Raw genomic sequence first — 15,265 nt, 5'->3', positions numbered from 1 at the left:
GGCCCGGCTGCCAATCTCGTCAGCGATCCGTAAGGACATATGCGTCAGGGCACACCACCGGGTCGGCGGTGTGCCCTGACGTCGGGCGTACTCCTCGGGTCAGAAGCCCGGGCCGTGCTGGTGGCCGTGCCCGTGCGAGTGGCCGTGGCCACCGGCGGCCGGCTCCGGCTCGGCCGGCTTCTCCACCACGAGGCTCTCGGTGGTGAGCAGCAGGCCGGCGATCGAGGCGGCGTTGCTGACCGCGTTGCGGGTCACCTTCACCGGGTCGATGATGCCGGACTTGGCCAGGTCGACGTACTCGCCGGTGGCGGCGTCGAGGCCGTGGCCCCAGTCCTTGCCGACGACCTTCTGCACCACCACGTAGCCGTCGTGGCCGGCGTTCTGGGCGATCCAGCGCAGCGGCTCGACGAGCGACTTGCGCACGATCGAGACGCCGACCTTCTCGTCACCGGTGAAGCCCAGGTCGTCGTCGAGCGCCGGCAGGATCTGGGCCAGGGCGGCGCCGCCACCCGGGACCGTGCCCTCCTCGACCGCGGCCTTGGTCGCGGCGATGGCGTCCTCGATGCGGTGCTTGCGCTCCTTCATCTCGACCTCGGTGGCCGCGCCGACCTTGATCACGGCGATGCCGCCGGAGAGCTTCGCCAGCCGCTCGGCCAGCTTCTCCCGGTCCCACTCCGAGTCGGAGGCCTCGATCTCCTTGCGGATCTGGGCGACCCGGTCGGCGACCTCGGAGGCCTGCCCGCCACCGTCGACGACAGTGGTGTTCTCCTTGTCGACCACGACGCGGCGGGCGGTGCCGAGCACCTCCAGGCCGACCTGGTCGAGCTTGTAGCCCAGCTCCGGGGCGACCAGCTCGGCGCCGGTCAGGATCGCCATGTCCTGGAGCATCGCCTTGCGGCGGTCGCCGAAGCCGGGGGCCTTGACCGCGCAGACCTTGACGGTCTTGCGCAGCGCGTTGACCACGAGCGTCGACAGGGCCTGACCCTCGACGTCCTCGGCGACGATGAGCAGCGGCTTGTTGTTCTGGAGAACCTTCTCCAGCAGCGGCAGCAGCTCCTCGATCGCCGAGATCTTCTGCGTGGTGATCAGGATGTACGGGTCCTCCAGGACCGCCTCCTGCGCCTCCAGGTCGGTGACGAAGTTCGGCGAGATGAAGCCCTTGTCGAACTGCAGCCCCTCGGTCACCTCCAGCTCGGTGACGAGCGCGGAGCCCTCCTCGACGGTGATGACGCCGTCGCGGCCGACCTTCTCCATCGCCTCGGCGATCAGCTCACCGATCGCGGAGTCCTGCGCGGAGACGGTCGCGACGTGCGCGATCGACTCCTTGCCGGCGACCTCGACGGCCTTGCCGAGCAGCGCCTCGGAGACCTTGGCGGCCGCCGCGTCGATGCCCCGCTTCAGGCCGGTCGGGTTGGCGCCGGCGGCCACGTTGCGCAGGCCCTCGCGGACCATGGCCTGGGCCAGCACGGTGGCGGTGGTGGTCCCGTCGCCGGCGACGTCGTTCGTCTTGGTCGCCACCTCCTTGACCAGCTGCGCGCCGAGGTTCTCGTACGGGTTGGTGAGCTCGATCTCCTTGGCGATGGTCACGCCGTCGTTGGTGATCGTGGGCGCACCGAACTTCTTGTCCAGGACGACGTTGCGCCCGCGCGGGCCGAGGGTGACCTTGACCGCGTCCGCGAGGGCGTTGACACCGTGCTCGAGCAGGTGCCGGGCGTCGTCCGAGAAGCTGAGGATCTTCGCCATCAGTATCCCTTCGAAGCGACGTTGCCCCGGCCCGGCGAGCCGGACCGGGGCAACGACACTGATCGGTTGCTTACTTCTCGATGACCGCGAGGACGTCGCGGGCGGAGAGCACCAGGTACTCCTCGCCGGCGTACTTGACCTCGGTGCCGCCGTACTTCGAGTAGAGGACGGTGTCGCCGACCTTCACGTCGATCGGCACGCGGTTGCCCTTGTCGTCGATCCGGCCCGGGCCGACAGCGAGGACGGTGCCCTCCTGCGGCTTCTCCTTGGCGGTGTCGGGGATCACGATGCCCGAGGCGGTGGTGGTCTCGGCCTCGTTCGCCTGGACCACGATGCGGTCCTCGAGCGGCTTGATCGCAACCTTGGTCGCGGTAGTCACGGGCATACCCTCCCGGGTACTTGGTGTCGTTGCCGGCCGGCGTGCCGACCAGCGTCAATCTGCCACATGCCACCGGGCGGGGCCGTCGTCGCGGGTGCCGGTCCGCCTGGCGCTCAACCCCCGGGCACGAGGCTCGGGCGTTGGCACCCTCAGGGTGAGAGTGCTAATCGCAGGTTATTCCTCGGCTAGCACTCCGTCAAGGAGAGTGCCAACGCGCGTCGCCCTCCGTGTCGCGCCGGAACCGGCCCGGGAGAATGGGCGCGTGGATCTCGACCTGCTCGCCGTGCTGCGTACCCCCGAGGGGTCGGCGGCGCTCGCCGCGGCCGGGCGGGTGGCCGGCGGCGACCCGCTGGCGGCGGCGGCCGCGCTGCGCTCGGCCGGGATTCCGGGCGACCTCGCCGCCGCCGCGCTGACCCAGGCCGAGCTGCGCCGCCGGGCGGCAGGCAAGTTCGGCGCGACGGCGGCCGGGATGTTCCTCACCCGGCCCGGGCTGGAGCAGGCCACCCGCGGGGTGGTCGCCGGCCGCCGGGCCGCACGGCTGCGCGCCGCGGGCGTGACCACGCTGGCCGACCTGGGTTGCGGCCTGGGCGCCGACGCGCTCGCCGCCGCCCGCGCCGGCATCCGGGTGTACGCGGTGGAGGCCGACCCGCTGACCGCCGCGATGGCCGCCGCGAACGCCGAGGCGGCCGGGCTCGCCGATCTGGTGACAGTCGAGTGCGGCGACGCCACGGAGTTCGACGTGAGCCGCGTCGACGGCGCGTTCTGCGATCCGGCGCGGCGACGGGCCGGCACCGGGCGGCGCGTCTTCGACCCGAACTCCTACTCCCCGCCGTGGGACTTCGTCACCGGTCTCGCCGCGCGGGTGCCGCGCACAGTGGTGAAGGTCGCGCCGGGGCTGGACCACGCGCTGATCCCGGCGGGCGCCGAGGCGGAGTGGGTGAGCGTGGACGGCGACCTGGTCGAGGCCGCGCTCTGGTGCGGCGAGCTGGCCGGCGTACCGCGCCGCGCCACCCTGCTGCGCGAGAAGGAAGGGCCCCTTCTTAACGCCTCCGGTAGTAAAAGGGTCCCTTCCTATCACCTCACCGGCACGGGCGCGCAGGAAGCGGAGGTGGGGCCGGTCCGGCGCTTCCTCTACGACCCGGACCCGGCGGTGGTGCGCGCGCACCTGGTCGCCGAGCTGGCCGCCGACCTCGACGCCACGCTCGCCGACCCGTCGATCGCCTACCTGTACGCCGACGTGGCCCGGCCCACCCCGTTCGCCCGCTGCCTGGAGATCACCGACGTGCTGCCGTTCTCGCTGAAGCGGCTGCGCGCCCTGCTGCGGGAACGCCGGGTCGGCCGGGTGGAGATCCGCAAGCGCGGGTCGGCGCTGGAGCCGGAGAAGCTGCGCCGTGACCTGCGGCTGTCCGGCGAGGCGGCGGCCGACCTGGTGCTGACCCGGGTGGCGGGCGACCCCACGGTGCTCGTGTGCCGGCCGGTTCCGGTCGGCGGCTGACCCGGCTCACGTTTCCAGCTCGCGGTGTCGCGGCGCGCGGGTTAGCTTGAGCCCGTGGCGGGCCCTGGCACTCCGGCGATCGCGTTGCTGAGCAAGCGGAAGATCGCCCACAGCATCCACCCGTACGACGTCTCGCCGGACGCGCCGAACTACGGCGCGCTCGTGGCCGCGGCGCTCGGGGTGGCACCGGACCGGGTGTTCAAGTCGCTGGTCACCGAGGTCGACGGCGGGCTGACGGTGGCGGTGGTGCCGGTGACCGGCGAGCTGGACCTGAAGGCGCTGGCCGCCGCGATGGGCGGCAAGCGCGCGGTGATGGCGGACCGGGCGGTGGCCGAGCGGGCGACCGGGTACGTGCGGGGCGGCATCAGTCCGCTCGGCCAACGTAAGCGGCTACCGACAGTCGTCGACTCCTCGGCGCTGGCGCACCCGACCGTGTACGTGTCGGCGGGCCGCCGGGGATTGCAGGTGCAGCTCACGCCGACGGATCTGGTGGCGCTCACCGGGGCGGCCACGGCATCGATCGCCGCCACCTGAGCGGGCTCGTGACGGTACGTGTGGGAGCGTTCCCGGAGCACGCTCTCCCAGCGGTGTCTCGCGGGTGACAACCGCGTTGCTGAATTGTTACCGCCGCCAACAAACTTCTGACCTCGGCAGTCTTGCGGCGCATGGGAGGCGGGGAATACATTGCCGGACACAACAAAACATCACCACTCCCCCACCTCCGAAAGGACCCTGCACATGCGCAAGGGCTTCCTCACCTTCGCGGCCGTCGGTCTCCTCGCGACCGGCAGCATGGCCGCCTGCGGTGACAACGGCGGTTCTTCCGACGAGGCCGGCGGCTCCAACGCCAAGAAGCCGAAGATCGGCGTGATCCTGCCGGACAGCAAGTCCTCCGCCCGCTGGGAGGGCGCGGACCGCAAGTACCTCAAGGCGGCGTTCGACGCGGCCGGCGTCGACTCCGACATCCAGAACGCGCAGAACGACAAGACCGCGTTCCAGACCATCGCCGACCAGATGATCACCAGCGGCGTCAACGTCCTGATGATCGTCAACCTGGACTCCGGCACCGGCAAGGCCGTGCTCGACAAGGCCAAGTCGCAGGGCGTCGCGACCATCGACTACGACCGGCTGACCCTGGGCGGCTCCGCCCAGTACTACGTCAGCTTCGACAACGAGGCCGTCGGCAAGCTCCAGGGCGAAGGCCTGAGCAAGTGCCTGACCGACAAGGGCGTCAAGAACCCGTCGATCGCGTACCTCAACGGCTCGCCGACCGACAACAACGCCACCCTGTTCAAGAACGGGTACGACTCGGTGCTCAAGCCGAAGTTCGACTCGAAGGAGTACACCAAGGTCGCCGACGACCCGGTGCCGGCCTGGGACAACGCGCAGGCCGCCACGATCTTCGAGCAGCAGATGACCAAGGCCGGCGGCAAGATCGACGGCGTGCTCGCCGCCAACGACGGTCTCGGCAACGCGGCCATCTCGGTGCTGAAGAAGAACAAGCTCAACGGCAAGGTCCCGGTGACCGGTCAGGACGCCACCAAGGAGGGCCTGCAGAACATCCTCGCCGGTGACCAGTGCATGACCGTCTACAAGGCGGTCAAGAAGGAGGCGGACGCCGCCGCCGAGCTGGCCATCGCGCTCGCCAAGGGTGAGCGGAAGGACACCGGCCAGACGGTCAAGGACCCGGAGGGCAACCGGGACGTGCCGGCCGTGCTGCTGGAGCCCAAGGCCATCTTCAAGGACAACGTCAAGGACGTCGTGGCCGACGGCTACGTCACCAAGGAAGAACTCTGCACCGGTGCCTTCGCGAAGCTCTGCACCGACGCCGGCGTGAGCTGACCCACCCGCCTCAGGCGGCGCCGCCCGGCACGGGTTCTCCCGTGCCGGGCGGCGCCCGCGCCGGACGGGATCCGAGACCTCCCTCCGCCCAAAGGAGAACCCCGTGTCCGCAACCCCCCTGCTGGAGCTACGCGGGATCGACAAGAGCTTCGGTCCCGTCCAGGTGCTGCGCGACGTCGCCTTCGCCGCGCACCCCGGCGAGGTGACCGCGCTCGTCGGTGACAACGGCGCCGGCAAGTCGACCCTGGTCAAGTGCATCAGCGGCATCCACCCCACCGACGCCGGCGAGTTCCTCTTCGACGGCCGGCCGGTGACCATCAACAGCCCCCGGGACGCCGCCGCGCTCGGGATCGAGGTCGTCTACCAGGATCTCGCGCTCTGCGACAACCTCGACATCGTGCAGAACATGTTCCTCGGCCGGGAGAAGCGCAGCGGCATCGTGCTCGACGAGCCGACCATGGAGCAGATGGCCGCCGAGACGCTCGCCGGCCTGAGCGTGCGCACCGTGAAGTCGCTGCGCCAGCACGTGGCCAGCCTCTCCGGCGGCCAGCGGCAGACCGTCGCCATCGCCAAGGCCGTGCTCTGGAACAGCCGGCTGGTCATCCTGGACGAGCCGACCGCCGCGCTCGGCGTCGCGCAGACCGCCCAGGTGCTGGAGCTGGTGCGCCGGCTGGCCGACAACGGCCTGGCCGTGGTGCTCATCTCGCACAACATGAACGACGTCTTCGCCGTCTCCGACCGGATCGCCGCGCTCTACCTCGGCCAGATGGTCGCCCAGGTGAAGACCACCGACATCACCCACTCGCAGGTGGTCGAGCTGATCACCGCCGGCCGATCCGGCGGCCTCGGCCTCACCGGCGAGCCGGGCGGCAACGGCGCCGCGCCCGCCGACACCACCCCAGGAGCCATCCGATGACCGCCATCGTCGTGAAGAAGGAAGGCCCGGCCGGCGTCGCGCCGACACCGACCCTGAACAGCCACGTGAACAACTACTGGCGCCGGGTACGCGGCGGCGACATCGGCGCGCTCCCCGCGGTGGTCATGCTCGTGGCGCTGGCGGTGGGCTTCTCGATCGCCCGCCCGTCGTTCTTCACCGCCGGCAACCTGGCGAACCTGTTCACCCAGGGCGCGGCGGTCACGCTCATCGCCATGGGCCTGGTCTTCGTCCTGCTGCTCGGCGAGATCGACCTCTCCGCCGGCTTCGCCAGCGGCGTCTGCGCCGCGATCCTGGCCAACGTGGTCACCGTGCTCGGCTACCCCTGGTACGTGGCGGTGCTCGCCGCCGTCGTCACCGGTCTGGTGATCGGCACCGTGCTGGGCCTGCTGGTCGCCAAGGTCGGCATCCCGTCCTTCGTGGTGACGCTCGCCGGCTTCCTCGCCTTCCAGGGTGTCGTGCTGACGCTGATGGACGAGGGCGCCAACATCGCGATCCGCGACGACGTGCTCGTCGCGATCGCCAACCGCAACCTCTCCCCGGCGCTGGGCTGGGCGCTCGCCGCGGTGGCCGTCGCCGGGTACGCGGCAGTGCAGTTGCTCCGGTACCGCAACCGGGCCGCCCGTGGACTGCTCACCGACCCGCTCACGGTGGTCGGCGCGCGGATCGCCGGCCTGGCCGTGATCCTCGGCGTGGCGGTCTACGTCCTCAACCTGGAGCGCAGCCGCAACGTGCTGATCACCTCGCTCAAGGGCGTGCCGATCGTGGTGCCGATCATCGCGGTGCTGCTGATCGTCTGGACGTTCGTGCTCCAGCGCACCAGCTACGGGCGGCACATCTACGCGGTCGGCGGCAACGCCGAGGCGGCCCGCCGGGCCGGCATCAACGTCGACCGGATCCGTATCTCCGTCTTCGTCATCTGCTCCTCGATGGCCGCCATCGGTGGCATCGTGGCCGCCAGCAGGGGCAACTCGGTCGACCCCAACACCGGGGGCAGTAACGTACTGCTCTACGCCGTCGGCGCGGCGGTGATCGGCGGCACCAGCCTCTTCGGCGGCAAGGGCCGGGTCCTCGACGCCGTGCTCGGAGGCGCGGTGGTCGCGGTCATCGACAACGGTATGGGACTGATGGGATACAGCTCGGGCGTCAAGTACGTGGTCACCGGCGTGGTGCTGCTCGCCGCGGCGACCATCGACGCGCTCTCGCGTCGGCGGGCCGCCGCGACCGGCAACCGCTGAGCAGGGGTACGGAAACACCATGGCAGTGGCAATGCGCGCGGGCCCCAGTCAGGACGAGATCCGTCGGCAGAACCTGGGCGCATTGCTCCGATACGTGCACGTCCACGGGGCCACCACCCGCGCCGAGCTGACCACCGCGCTCGGCCTCAACCGCAGCACCATCGGCGCGCTGACCGCGGACCTGGCCGGCGCCGGTCTGGTCAGCGAGGGGACGCCGAAGGAGACCGGCCGGGCCGGACGACCGTCACTCGTCGTCCGGCCCGAGTCGGGGCGGGTCTACGCGTACGCGTACAGCGTCGAGGTGGACCGGCTGCGGGCCGCGCGGGTCGGACTCGGCGGTGAGGTGCTCGACCGCCGGGAGATGGACCGGCCGCGCAACCTGGTCGCCGGGGAGGCCGCCCCGCTGCTCGCCGGCGCGGTCAAGGAGATGCACCAGTCGGTGCCGCCGGACGCGATCTGCGTCGGCGCCGGCGTGGCGGTGTGCGGCATGGTCCGCCGCGAGGACGGGCTGGTCCGGCTCAGCCCCACCACCGGCTGGGTGGACGAGCCGATCGGTGCGGCGCTCGCCGTCGAGCTGGGGATAGACGTACCGATCACGGTGGGCAACGTGGCCGACGTGGCCGCGTACGCCGAGCACGCCCGGGGCGCGGCGGTCGGCTGCGACAACGTCATCTACATCTACGGCGACGTCGGTGTGGGCGCGGGCATCATCGCGGGAGGGCGGCGGCTGAGGGGGCACGGCGGCTACGGCGGCGAGGTGGGCCACATGGTGGTGGTCCGCGACGGGGTGCGCTGCGACTGCGGCCGGCGCGGCTGCTGGGAGACCGAGATCGGCGAGCACGGGCTGCTGCGCGCCGCCGGCCGGTCCGAGGCGCGCGGCCGGGACGCGCTGCTGGCGGTCTTCGACGCCGCCGACCGGGGCGACGCCCGCGCGCAGACCGCGGTACGGCAGGCCGGCGACTGGCTCGGCTTCGGCGTCGCGAACCTGGTGAACATCTTCAACCCGGAGATGGTCATCTTCGGCGGCACCATGCGTGACCTCTACCTGGCCTCCGCCGCGCAGGTGCGCAGCCGGCTCAACTCCAACGGGCTGCCCGCGTGCCTGGAGCACGTGCGGCTGCGTACCCCGAAGCTGGGCGACGACGCGGCGCTGATCGGCGCCGCCGAGCTGGCGTTCGAACGACTCCTCGCCGATCCGCTGAACTGATCGGCCCGGTGATCCGTACCAGTGTGCGGACGGGCGGCCGGCTTGCGCGGCCGTCCACGACCCCGCGTACCGGTCCGGACCGAGGAGGCACCGCAACCATGGCATCGCTGGAATCCGCACGCCGCAAGCTGGCGCACCGGGTGGTACTGCTGCTCGCCGCGCTGGGCGCGGGGATCGGCGTCGTTCCCGGGACGGCGCAGGCCGCGCCCAACCCCGGCGTGCAGATGAACGCCGCCGACATGACGCTGCTCAACGGCGTACGGCTGGCCGGGCTGTGGGAGATGCCGGCCGGGCAGATGGCGGCCGAGAAGGGCCAGTCCGCCCGGGTACGCGAGGTCGGCGCGGAGATCGCCAAGCAGCACGCGGAGCTGGACCAGCTGGTGGTCGAGGCGGCCAACAAGCTCGGCGCCACCCTGCCGACGGATCCGACGGCAGAGCAGCAGGGGTGGCTGACCGAGATGCGGAACGCCACCGGTGCCCGGTTCGACCAGATCTTCGTCACCCGGCTGCGGGTCGCCCACGGCAAGATCTTTCCGGTGATCGGCGCGGTCCGGGCCAGCACCCGCGACCCGATCGTGCGGAAGCTGGCCGAGGACGCCAACAAGTTCGTCAACGACCACATGACCATGCTGGAGAGCACCGGGCTGGTGCGCTGGCAGCAGTTGCCGCCGGCCGCGCTGCCGCCCGCGCAGAGCGACTCGCTCGTCGCCGCCGCCCAGGCCAACGTGGGCAGCGGCGGTGGGCTCCAGGTCGGCACCGGCCTGGTGTGGGCGGTGTTCCTGATCGCGCTCGGCACCGGCGGGTACGCGACCTGGCGGCTGACCCGCCGCTCCTAGCGGGGCGGCGGCGTCAGCGGTCGACCTGGGCGAAGTCCCAGCTGTGCGGCGGGCGGGCGATCAGGCGCGCCGGTGGCTCGGGCAGTTCCCGGGGGTTGTTCCGCCACTTGGAGATGACCACGAGCCGGTGGTCGGTGGAGGAGAACACCTCGCTGGAGACGTGCATCGGGTCGTGCTCGAACTCGGGCAGCGCGGTCTCGCAGACCCAGGTGATCAGGTCGGCGAAGCCGTACGACTCGGCCTTGGCCTCCCACATCCGGACGATCATGTCGGTTCCTCCCCGCTCACACACTGACCACTGTCAGCGGCATCGCCGAGTCGGCCGGCAGGTCCAGCCGGCTCGGCGCGACGCCCGCGGCGACCAGGTGCGAGCCGAGCGCGGCCACCATCGCGCCGTTGTCCGTGCAGAGCTTCGGCCGGGGCGTACGCACCCGGATGCCGTACTTGCCGGCCCGCTGCTCGGCCATCGCCCGCAGGCGGGAGTTGGCTGCCACTCCGCCGCCGATCACCAGCGTGTCGATGCCGCTGGTGCGGCAGGCGTCGATCGCCTTGCCGACCAGCACGTCGCAGACCGCCTCCTGGAAGGACGCCGCCACGTCGGCGACCGGGACCGGCTCACCGGCCCGCTGCCGCGCCTCCACCCAGCGGGCCACCGCCGTCTTCAGGCCGGAGAAGGAGAAGTCGAACCGGTGTCCGACCAGGTCCTTCGCGGCGGTCAGCCCGCGCGGGAAGGCGATCGCCGCCGGGTCACCGGCACGTGCTTCGCGGTCGATGTACGGTCCGCCCGGGAACGGCAGCCCGAGCAGCCGGGCCACCTTGTCGAACGCCTCGCCGGCCGCGTCGTCGATGGTGGCGCCGAGCGGTACGACGTCGCGGGCCAGGTCGTCGACGCGCAGCAGCGAGGAGTGGCCGCCGGAGACCAGCAGCGCGATGGCGGGCTCGGGCAGCGGGCCGTGTTCGAGCGTGTCCACAGCGACGTGCGCGGCGAGGTGGTTCACGCCGTACACCGGCTTTTCCGCCGCGACCGCGTACCCCTTGGCGGCGGCGACCCCGACGAGCAGCGCGCCGGCCAGGCCCGGCCCGGAGGTCACGGCGATGGCGTCGATGTCGGCGATGGTGACGCCTGCCTCGCGCAGCGCCCGGTCCATGGTCGGCACGATCGCCTCCAGGTGGGCGCGGCTGGCCACCTCGGGCACCACGCCGCCGAACCGGGCGTGCTCCTCGACGCTGGAGGCGAGCGCGTCGGCGAGCAGCGTGTGCCCGCGCACGATGCCCACGCCGGTCTCGTCGCAGGAGGTCTCGATGCCGAGGATCAGTGGTTCGTCAGCCATGCGCGTCAGTCCTCGTTGCGCTGCATGACCAGCGCGTCGGTGTTGCTCGGTTGGTAGTAGCCGCGCCGTACGCCGATCGGCTCGAAGCCGTAGCCGGCGTAGAGCCGCTGCGCCGGGGCGTTGTCCGCGGCGACCTCCAGCAGCGTGCTGCGGACGCCGCGCCGGGCCGCCTCGGCGAGCAGCGCCTCCAGCAGCAGCCGGCCGATGCCCCGCCGCTGCGCGTCCCGGCGGACCGCGACGTTCTGCACCCACGCCTCGTCGGGCGGGTAGACGGCCAGCCCGGCGTAGCCGAGCACGGTGCCGTCGTCGTCGGTGGCGGCGAGATAGAAGTGGCCGTTGGCGAGTTCGTTCCAGAACATCGCCGCCGACCACTGCTCGGCGCCGAACAGGTCCGCCTCGATGGGCAGCACCTCCTCGACGTGCCACCAGCGGAACCGGCCCAGCCTCATGGCAGGACCGGCTTGTGGCCGGTGGCGGCGACCGCGTCCGGGCGGCGCAGGTAGAGCGGGGTGAGCGTCTCACCGGGCGCGCCCGCGCGGATCCGCGGCGCGGCGAGACGCGCCAGCGCCAGCGGGTCCGGGTAGCGCGGCTCGTCCCGCACCGGCAGGCCGAGCACGTCCGCGTACCGGTGCGCGCCGTCGCCCACCGCGACGGTGACCGCCAGGTCGCGCGCCCGCTGCGCGACCACCGCCGGGGCCGCCACCTCCGGGCCGGCCAGGCGCTGACCGGCGCCGTCGTAGACGGCCCAGTAGATCTCCCGCCGCCGCGCGTCGCTCGCCGCCAGCACCGGCTCGCCGGCGGCCGCCGGGTGGCCGAGCCCGTCCAGCGAGCAGACACCGTACGTGGGGACGCCGAGCACCTGACCCATGGTGGCGGCGGTGACCAGCCCGACGCGCAGCCCGGTGAACGGGCCCGGGCCGAGGCCGGCGACGATCGCGGCCAGGTCGGCGGGCCGCGCGCCGACGTCCGCCAGCACGGCGTCGACCTGCGGCGCGAGCAGCTCGCCGTGGGCGCGGGCATCGACGGTGCACCGGGACGCGCGAACCGCGACGCCGTCCGCCGAGACCTCGGCCAGCGCCGCGGTCACCGCGGGCGTCGAGGAGTCCACCACGAGTACGAGCACGGTAAGCCAGCCTAGCCGTCCGCCCCGTCCGCCCTCGGCACGCCCTCGCCGCTGACCCGGTCACGGTGCGTAGTGTCCCGACGGAAGAGGTGACCTGGGAGCGATATACCTCTCGGTCATAAATATGACTCACAGGTATATCGCTCGACGGCGAGTTGCCATCCTCCGGAGATGACGGAGAGTCGCCTGGCCCAGGAGATCGCCCGCGCCCTGCGCCACGAACGGGAACTGGCCGGGCTCACCCAGCAGGCCCTGGCCGTGCGGGTCGGGATCAGCCAGGCCGCCGTCGCCCGGATCGAGCGCGGCGACCGGCTGCCCAGCCTGACCACCGCGGAACGTCTGCTCGCCGCGCTGGATCGGCAACTGCGGATCGAGGTCGAGCCGCTGGACAGTCACCTGGACGCGGCGCTTGACGAAATGGCCGGGACCGCGCTGACCGAGCGGATCGATCATCTCCGGCTCGACCCGATCATGGACGCGCTGGGCGACCTGCCGTACGTGCTGGCGGGCGGCACGGCGGCCCTGTTGCAGGGCGCGCCACTGCCGGTGGACGCGGTCGAGATCGCGGTGCGGTGGCGGGACTCCCCGCGGTTCACGGCGTTCCTGGAGCGGGGCCGCGCGCAGCGCTGGGATGCCCGATGGCAGGAGTGGGGCGGGGGCCACCCGGAGCCCGAGGAACCGGGCGAGCACCGCTGGCGGACCCGGTTCGGCGAGCTGCGGGCCCGGATGTGCGACGAACTGCCCGAGCCCATCGAGGTCCGCCTCGGTGAACGTACGTACCCGGTGGAGCCGCTGATCGAGGTGGAGGTGACCGACAAGCGTACGGCCGAGCTGCTGTCCCGGTACCGCCGGCGCCTCGCCGCGGCGGGCGAGGCGCCGGACGGGTCAGCCGGCTGAGCGTTCCCAGTCGACGGTGGGCAGCCCCGCGTCGGCGAGCGCCTTGTTTGCCGCGCTGAACGGACGGCTGCCGAGGAAGCCGCGCGGGTTCATCGGGCTCGGGTGCCCGGCCTCCAGCACCACGTGCCGCGGGTTGGTCACCAGCGCCGCCTTCTTGCGGGCGTAGCCGCCCCAGAGCAGGAAGACCACGCGCTGGTCGAGCGCGTCCAGCGCCCGGATCGTGGCGTCGGTGAACTCCTCCCAGCCCTTGTTCGCGTGCGAGCCGGGGGTGGCCTGCCGGACCGTCAGCACCGAGTTGAGCAGCAGCACGCCCTGCGCGGCCCAGCCGTCGAGGTTTCCGCTGCGCGGCTTGGGCACGCCCAGGTCCTCGCTCAGCTCCTTGAAGACGTTGCGCAGCGACGGCGGCACCGCCACCCCCTCGCGCACGCTGAAGCTCAGCCCGTGCGCCTGGCCCGCCTTGTGGTACGGGTCCTGGCCGAGGATGAGCACCCTCGTGTCGGCCGGGGCGCAGTGCCGGTAGGCGGAGAACAGGTCCTCCAGCGGCGGGAAGACCGTGGCGGTCGCGTACTCCCGGGTGACGAACTCGGCCAGCGCGGCGGTGCGGGCCGGGTCGAGGTGGGGGGTGAGCACGGCACGCCAGGCCTCCGGCAACAGCGCCGGCAGGTCCAGGGTGGGGGCGTCGGGCATCGGCAACCTCTCCTAGTCGGTCGCCATCTTCCTACCAGCCGCGACCGACACTCCCGGGCAGCGGCCGGGCCGGGTACTGGACGAGAAAAGTTACCGGAGCGTAACCTACTGGCAAGTTACTTACGCCACACCACCACTGCTAGCTTGCATCCACCACCATCGATGCTCGCTAGGAGTGCCCGTGAGCAGCAGGAACACCCGTCCCCGCACGCCCTCCGCCCGCCGCGCGATCGGCCTCCGGATCCTCGCCGTCGCCGCGGCGGCAGCCACCTACCTGGCCGGATCCGGCGCAGCCGCAGCCGCCGACGACGCCACGCCCGTGGTCTCCCGCGGCGTGACCATCCCCGCCTTCTACCACCCGCCCACCGACCTGCCCGCCACCAACGGCACGCTGATCCGCACCGAACCCCTGCCGCTCGGCCTGAGCATTCCCGGGCTCGACGGCCGCCCGATGCCCGGCACCGCCACCCGACTCATGTACCGGTCCACCGACTCCAACGGCCGGCCCGTCGCGGTGACCGGCGCCTACATCGAACCGTCGGCGGCGTGGCGGGGCGCCGGCCCGCGCCCGCTGGTGGCCGTCGCCTCCGGAACCATGGGGCAGGGCGACCAGTGCGCGCCGTCGTTCTCGCTGCAACACCCGCTCACGCTCACCGGCGACACCCTGTCCGTCGGCTACGAGGCCCTGGCGATCTATCGCCTCCTCGCCACCGGCGCGGCGGTCGTCGTCACCGACTACGTCGGCCTGGGCGCGACCGACCGGCTACACACCTACGTCAACCGCCTCGACGGCGGCCACGCCCTGCTCGACGCGGCCCGCGCCGCCCGCGCCGTACCCGGAGCATCGGTCACCGCCCAGTCCCGCGTCGGTCTGTACGGATACAGCCAGGGCGGGGGCGCCAGCGCCGCGGCCGCCGAACTCCACTCCACCTACGCGCCCGACGTGCCGCTCGCCGGCACCTACGTCGGCGCGCCGCCCGCCGACCTCACCGCGGTCATCGGCGGCATCGACGGCAGCGCGCTGGTGGGGGCGCTGGGATGGTCGCTGAACGGCTTCGCCCAGTCCGACCCGGCGCTGCGGGACGTCATCGAGGCCGCCGTCAACGACACCGGCCGGGCGGCGCTGAAGGACACCTCGACCATGTGCGTCGGCGACGCGATCCTCCGGTACGCGTTCACCAGGAGCAGCAAGTGGATCACCGGCGGCCGCTCCCTCACCGCCGTCATCGCCGCCTCGCCCGAGGCCCAGGCCGTCCTCGACCGGCAGCGCATCGGCACGCTCAAGCCCACCGGCCCGGTACGTGTGGCAACAGGCATCCAGGACGACATCGTGCCCCACCGGCAGGCCCGTCAACTGGCTGTCGACTGGTGCCGCAAGGGCGGCAACGTGACCTACCAGGCGATCAGCCTGCCCAACCTCGGCGACAAGATCCTCACCAACCACCTGGTGCCGCTCATCACCGACCAGGGCGACGCGGTGGCCTGGATGAGCGACCGGCTCGCCGGGCGGACCGCCTACTCCAACTGCTGGACGATGCCCCTTCAGCCCTGAC

Annotated in this window: 16 protein-coding genes; 9 read left to right on the top strand and 7 right to left on the bottom strand. The window is 72.2% G+C overall.

The genetic code is table 11. From position 1 onward, the window contains the following. Window positions 1-99 precede the first annotated feature (99 nt). Together groL and groES are read right to left on the bottom strand one after the other, a co-directional pair. On the bottom strand, window positions 100-1,743 hold the full coding sequence (groL, locus tag O7542_RS29790) for a chaperonin GroEL (protein ID WP_281605510.1): 1,644 nt from the start codon (window positions 1,741-1,743) through the stop codon (window positions 100-102). 70 nt (window positions 1,744-1,813) lie between these two features. Then, on the bottom strand, window positions 1,814-2,128 hold the full coding sequence (groES, locus tag O7542_RS29785; RefSeq protein WP_018222648.1) for a co-chaperone GroES: 315 nt from the start codon (window positions 2,126-2,128) through the stop codon (window positions 1,814-1,816). Between the two features lie 256 nt (window positions 2,129-2,384). On the opposite strand from groES, the gene O7542_RS29780 reads away from it, so the two are divergent. From O7542_RS29780 to O7542_RS29750, 7 genes are all read left to right on the top strand, one after another. After that, the gene (locus O7542_RS29780) at window positions 2,385-3,617 is read left to right on the top strand and encodes a methyltransferase domain-containing protein (RefSeq protein ID WP_281605509.1); all 1,233 of its coding nucleotides are present in this window, start codon (window positions 2,385-2,387) and stop codon (window positions 3,615-3,617) included. A gap of 54 nt (window positions 3,618-3,671) precedes the next feature. Further along, window positions 3,672-4,151, top strand: a complete 480-nt coding sequence (gene ybaK / locus O7542_RS29775; protein ID WP_281605508.1) for a Cys-tRNA(Pro) deacylase — start codon at window positions 3,672-3,674, stop codon at window positions 4,149-4,151. 204 nt (window positions 4,152-4,355) lie between these two features. Beyond that, complete coding sequence (locus O7542_RS29770; protein ID WP_043328325.1) at window positions 4,356-5,459, top strand: substrate-binding domain-containing protein; 1,104 nt, start codon at window positions 4,356-4,358, stop codon at window positions 5,457-5,459. Between the two features lie 103 nt (window positions 5,460-5,562). Beyond that, entirely contained in the window at window positions 5,563-6,375 is an 813-nt protein-coding gene (locus O7542_RS29765) for an ATP-binding cassette domain-containing protein (RefSeq protein WP_043328323.1), read from the top strand. Further along, window positions 6,372-7,631 carry an ABC transporter permease gene (locus O7542_RS29760; RefSeq protein WP_043328321.1) on the top strand — a complete coding sequence of 420 codons (1,260 nt, stop codon included), beginning with the start codon at window positions 6,372-6,374 and terminating at the stop codon, window positions 7,629-7,631. The genes O7542_RS29765 and O7542_RS29760 overlap by 4 nt, the downstream gene beginning before the upstream one ends. 31 nt (window positions 7,632-7,662) lie before the next feature. Beyond that, entirely contained in the window at window positions 7,663-8,838 is a 1,176-nt protein-coding gene (locus O7542_RS29755) for an ROK family protein (protein WP_030501547.1), read from the top strand. A 98-nt stretch (window positions 8,839-8,936) separates the two neighbouring features. Beyond that, entirely contained in the window at window positions 8,937-9,674 is a 738-nt protein-coding gene (locus tag O7542_RS29750) for a DUF4142 domain-containing protein (RefSeq protein ID WP_043328319.1), read from the top strand. Between the two features lie 13 nt (window positions 9,675-9,687). On the opposite strand, the gene O7542_RS29745 is transcribed toward O7542_RS29750, so the two are convergent. From O7542_RS29745 to tsaB, 4 genes are read right to left on the bottom strand one after another with little or no spacing between them, the layout of a single operon-like run. After that, window positions 9,688-9,942: a hypothetical protein gene (locus tag O7542_RS29745; RefSeq protein ID WP_030501549.1), complete on the bottom strand. Its 255-nt coding sequence runs from the start codon at window positions 9,940-9,942 to the stop codon at window positions 9,688-9,690. Window positions 9,943-9,958: 16 nt separating this feature from the next. Then, complete coding sequence (gene tsaD / locus O7542_RS29740; RefSeq protein ID WP_030501550.1) at window positions 9,959-11,005, bottom strand: tRNA (adenosine(37)-N6)-threonylcarbamoyltransferase complex transferase subunit TsaD; 1,047 nt, start codon at window positions 11,003-11,005, stop codon at window positions 9,959-9,961. A 5-nt stretch (window positions 11,006-11,010) separates the two neighbouring features. Beyond that, window positions 11,011-11,454, bottom strand: a complete 444-nt coding sequence (rimI, locus tag O7542_RS29735; RefSeq protein WP_064446583.1) for a ribosomal protein S18-alanine N-acetyltransferase — start codon at window positions 11,452-11,454, stop codon at window positions 11,011-11,013. Further along, window positions 11,451-12,128: a tRNA (adenosine(37)-N6)-threonylcarbamoyltransferase complex dimerization subunit type 1 TsaB gene (gene tsaB, locus O7542_RS29730; protein WP_281605507.1), complete on the bottom strand. Its 678-nt coding sequence runs from the start codon at window positions 12,126-12,128 to the stop codon at window positions 11,451-11,453. Before tsaB ends, rimI begins: the two co-directional genes overlap by 4 nt. A 171-nt stretch (window positions 12,129-12,299) precedes the next feature. Here tsaB and O7542_RS29725 point away from each other — a divergent pair, with 171 nt between their 5' ends. Beyond that, the gene (locus O7542_RS29725) at window positions 12,300-13,025 is read left to right on the top strand and encodes a helix-turn-helix transcriptional regulator (RefSeq protein WP_281605506.1); all 726 of its coding nucleotides are present in this window, start codon (window positions 12,300-12,302) and stop codon (window positions 13,023-13,025) included. Here the strand turns inward: O7542_RS29725 and ung are convergent. Continuing rightward, entirely contained in the window at window positions 13,014-13,712 is a 699-nt protein-coding gene (ung, locus tag O7542_RS29720; protein ID WP_043328313.1) for a uracil-DNA glycosylase, read from the bottom strand. The genes O7542_RS29725 and ung overlap by 12 nt on opposite strands. 181 nt (window positions 13,713-13,893) lie before the next feature. Between ung and O7542_RS29715 the strand changes: the two genes are divergently transcribed. After that, entirely contained in the window at window positions 13,894-15,264 is a 1,371-nt protein-coding gene (locus O7542_RS29715) for a lipase family protein (RefSeq protein WP_281605505.1), read from the top strand. The last annotated feature ends 1 nt before the right edge of the window (window position 15,265 follow it).

The organism is Micromonospora sp. WMMC264, from assembly GCF_027497275.1.
GTDB lineage: Bacteria > Actinomycetota > Actinomycetes > Mycobacteriales > Micromonosporaceae > Micromonospora > Micromonospora chalcea.
The sequence above is the reverse complement of the archived record's forward strand: the minus strand, read 5'-3'. Positions and strand labels throughout refer to the sequence as shown.

Excerpts from the sequence above, each read along its gene's own strand:
- groL (WP_281605510.1), bottom strand. The coding sequence starts at position 1,743 with ATGGCGAAGATCCTCAGCTTCTCGGACGACGCCCGGCACCTGCTCGAG.
- groES (WP_018222648.1), bottom strand. The coding sequence starts at position 2,128 with ATGCCCGTGACTACCGCGACCAAGGTTGCGATCAAGCCGCTCGAGGAC.
- O7542_RS29770 (WP_043328325.1), top strand. The coding sequence starts at position 4,356 with ATGCGCAAGGGCTTCCTCACCTTCGCGGCCGTCGGTCTCCTCGCGACC.
- O7542_RS29760 (WP_043328321.1), top strand. The coding sequence starts at position 6,372 with ATGACCGCCATCGTCGTGAAGAAGGAAGGCCCGGCCGGCGTCGCGCCG.
- O7542_RS29755 (WP_030501547.1), top strand. The coding sequence starts at position 7,663 with ATGCGCGCGGGCCCCAGTCAGGACGAGATCCGTCGGCAGAACCTGGGC.
- O7542_RS29750 (WP_043328319.1), top strand. The coding sequence starts at position 8,937 with ATGGCATCGCTGGAATCCGCACGCCGCAAGCTGGCGCACCGGGTGGTA.
- O7542_RS29745 (WP_030501549.1), bottom strand. The coding sequence starts at position 9,942 with ATGATCGTCCGGATGTGGGAGGCCAAGGCCGAGTCGTACGGCTTCGCC.
- tsaD (WP_030501550.1), bottom strand. The coding sequence starts at position 11,005 with ATGGCTGACGAACCACTGATCCTCGGCATCGAGACCTCCTGCGACGAG.
- rimI (WP_064446583.1), bottom strand. The coding sequence starts at position 11,454 with ATGAGGCTGGGCCGGTTCCGCTGGTGGCACGTCGAGGAGGTGCTGCCC.
- O7542_RS29725 (WP_281605506.1), top strand. The coding sequence starts at position 12,300 with ATGACGGAGAGTCGCCTGGCCCAGGAGATCGCCCGCGCCCTGCGCCAC.
- ung (WP_043328313.1), bottom strand. The coding sequence starts at position 13,712 with ATGCCCGACGCCCCCACCCTGGACCTGCCGGCGCTGTTGCCGGAGGCC.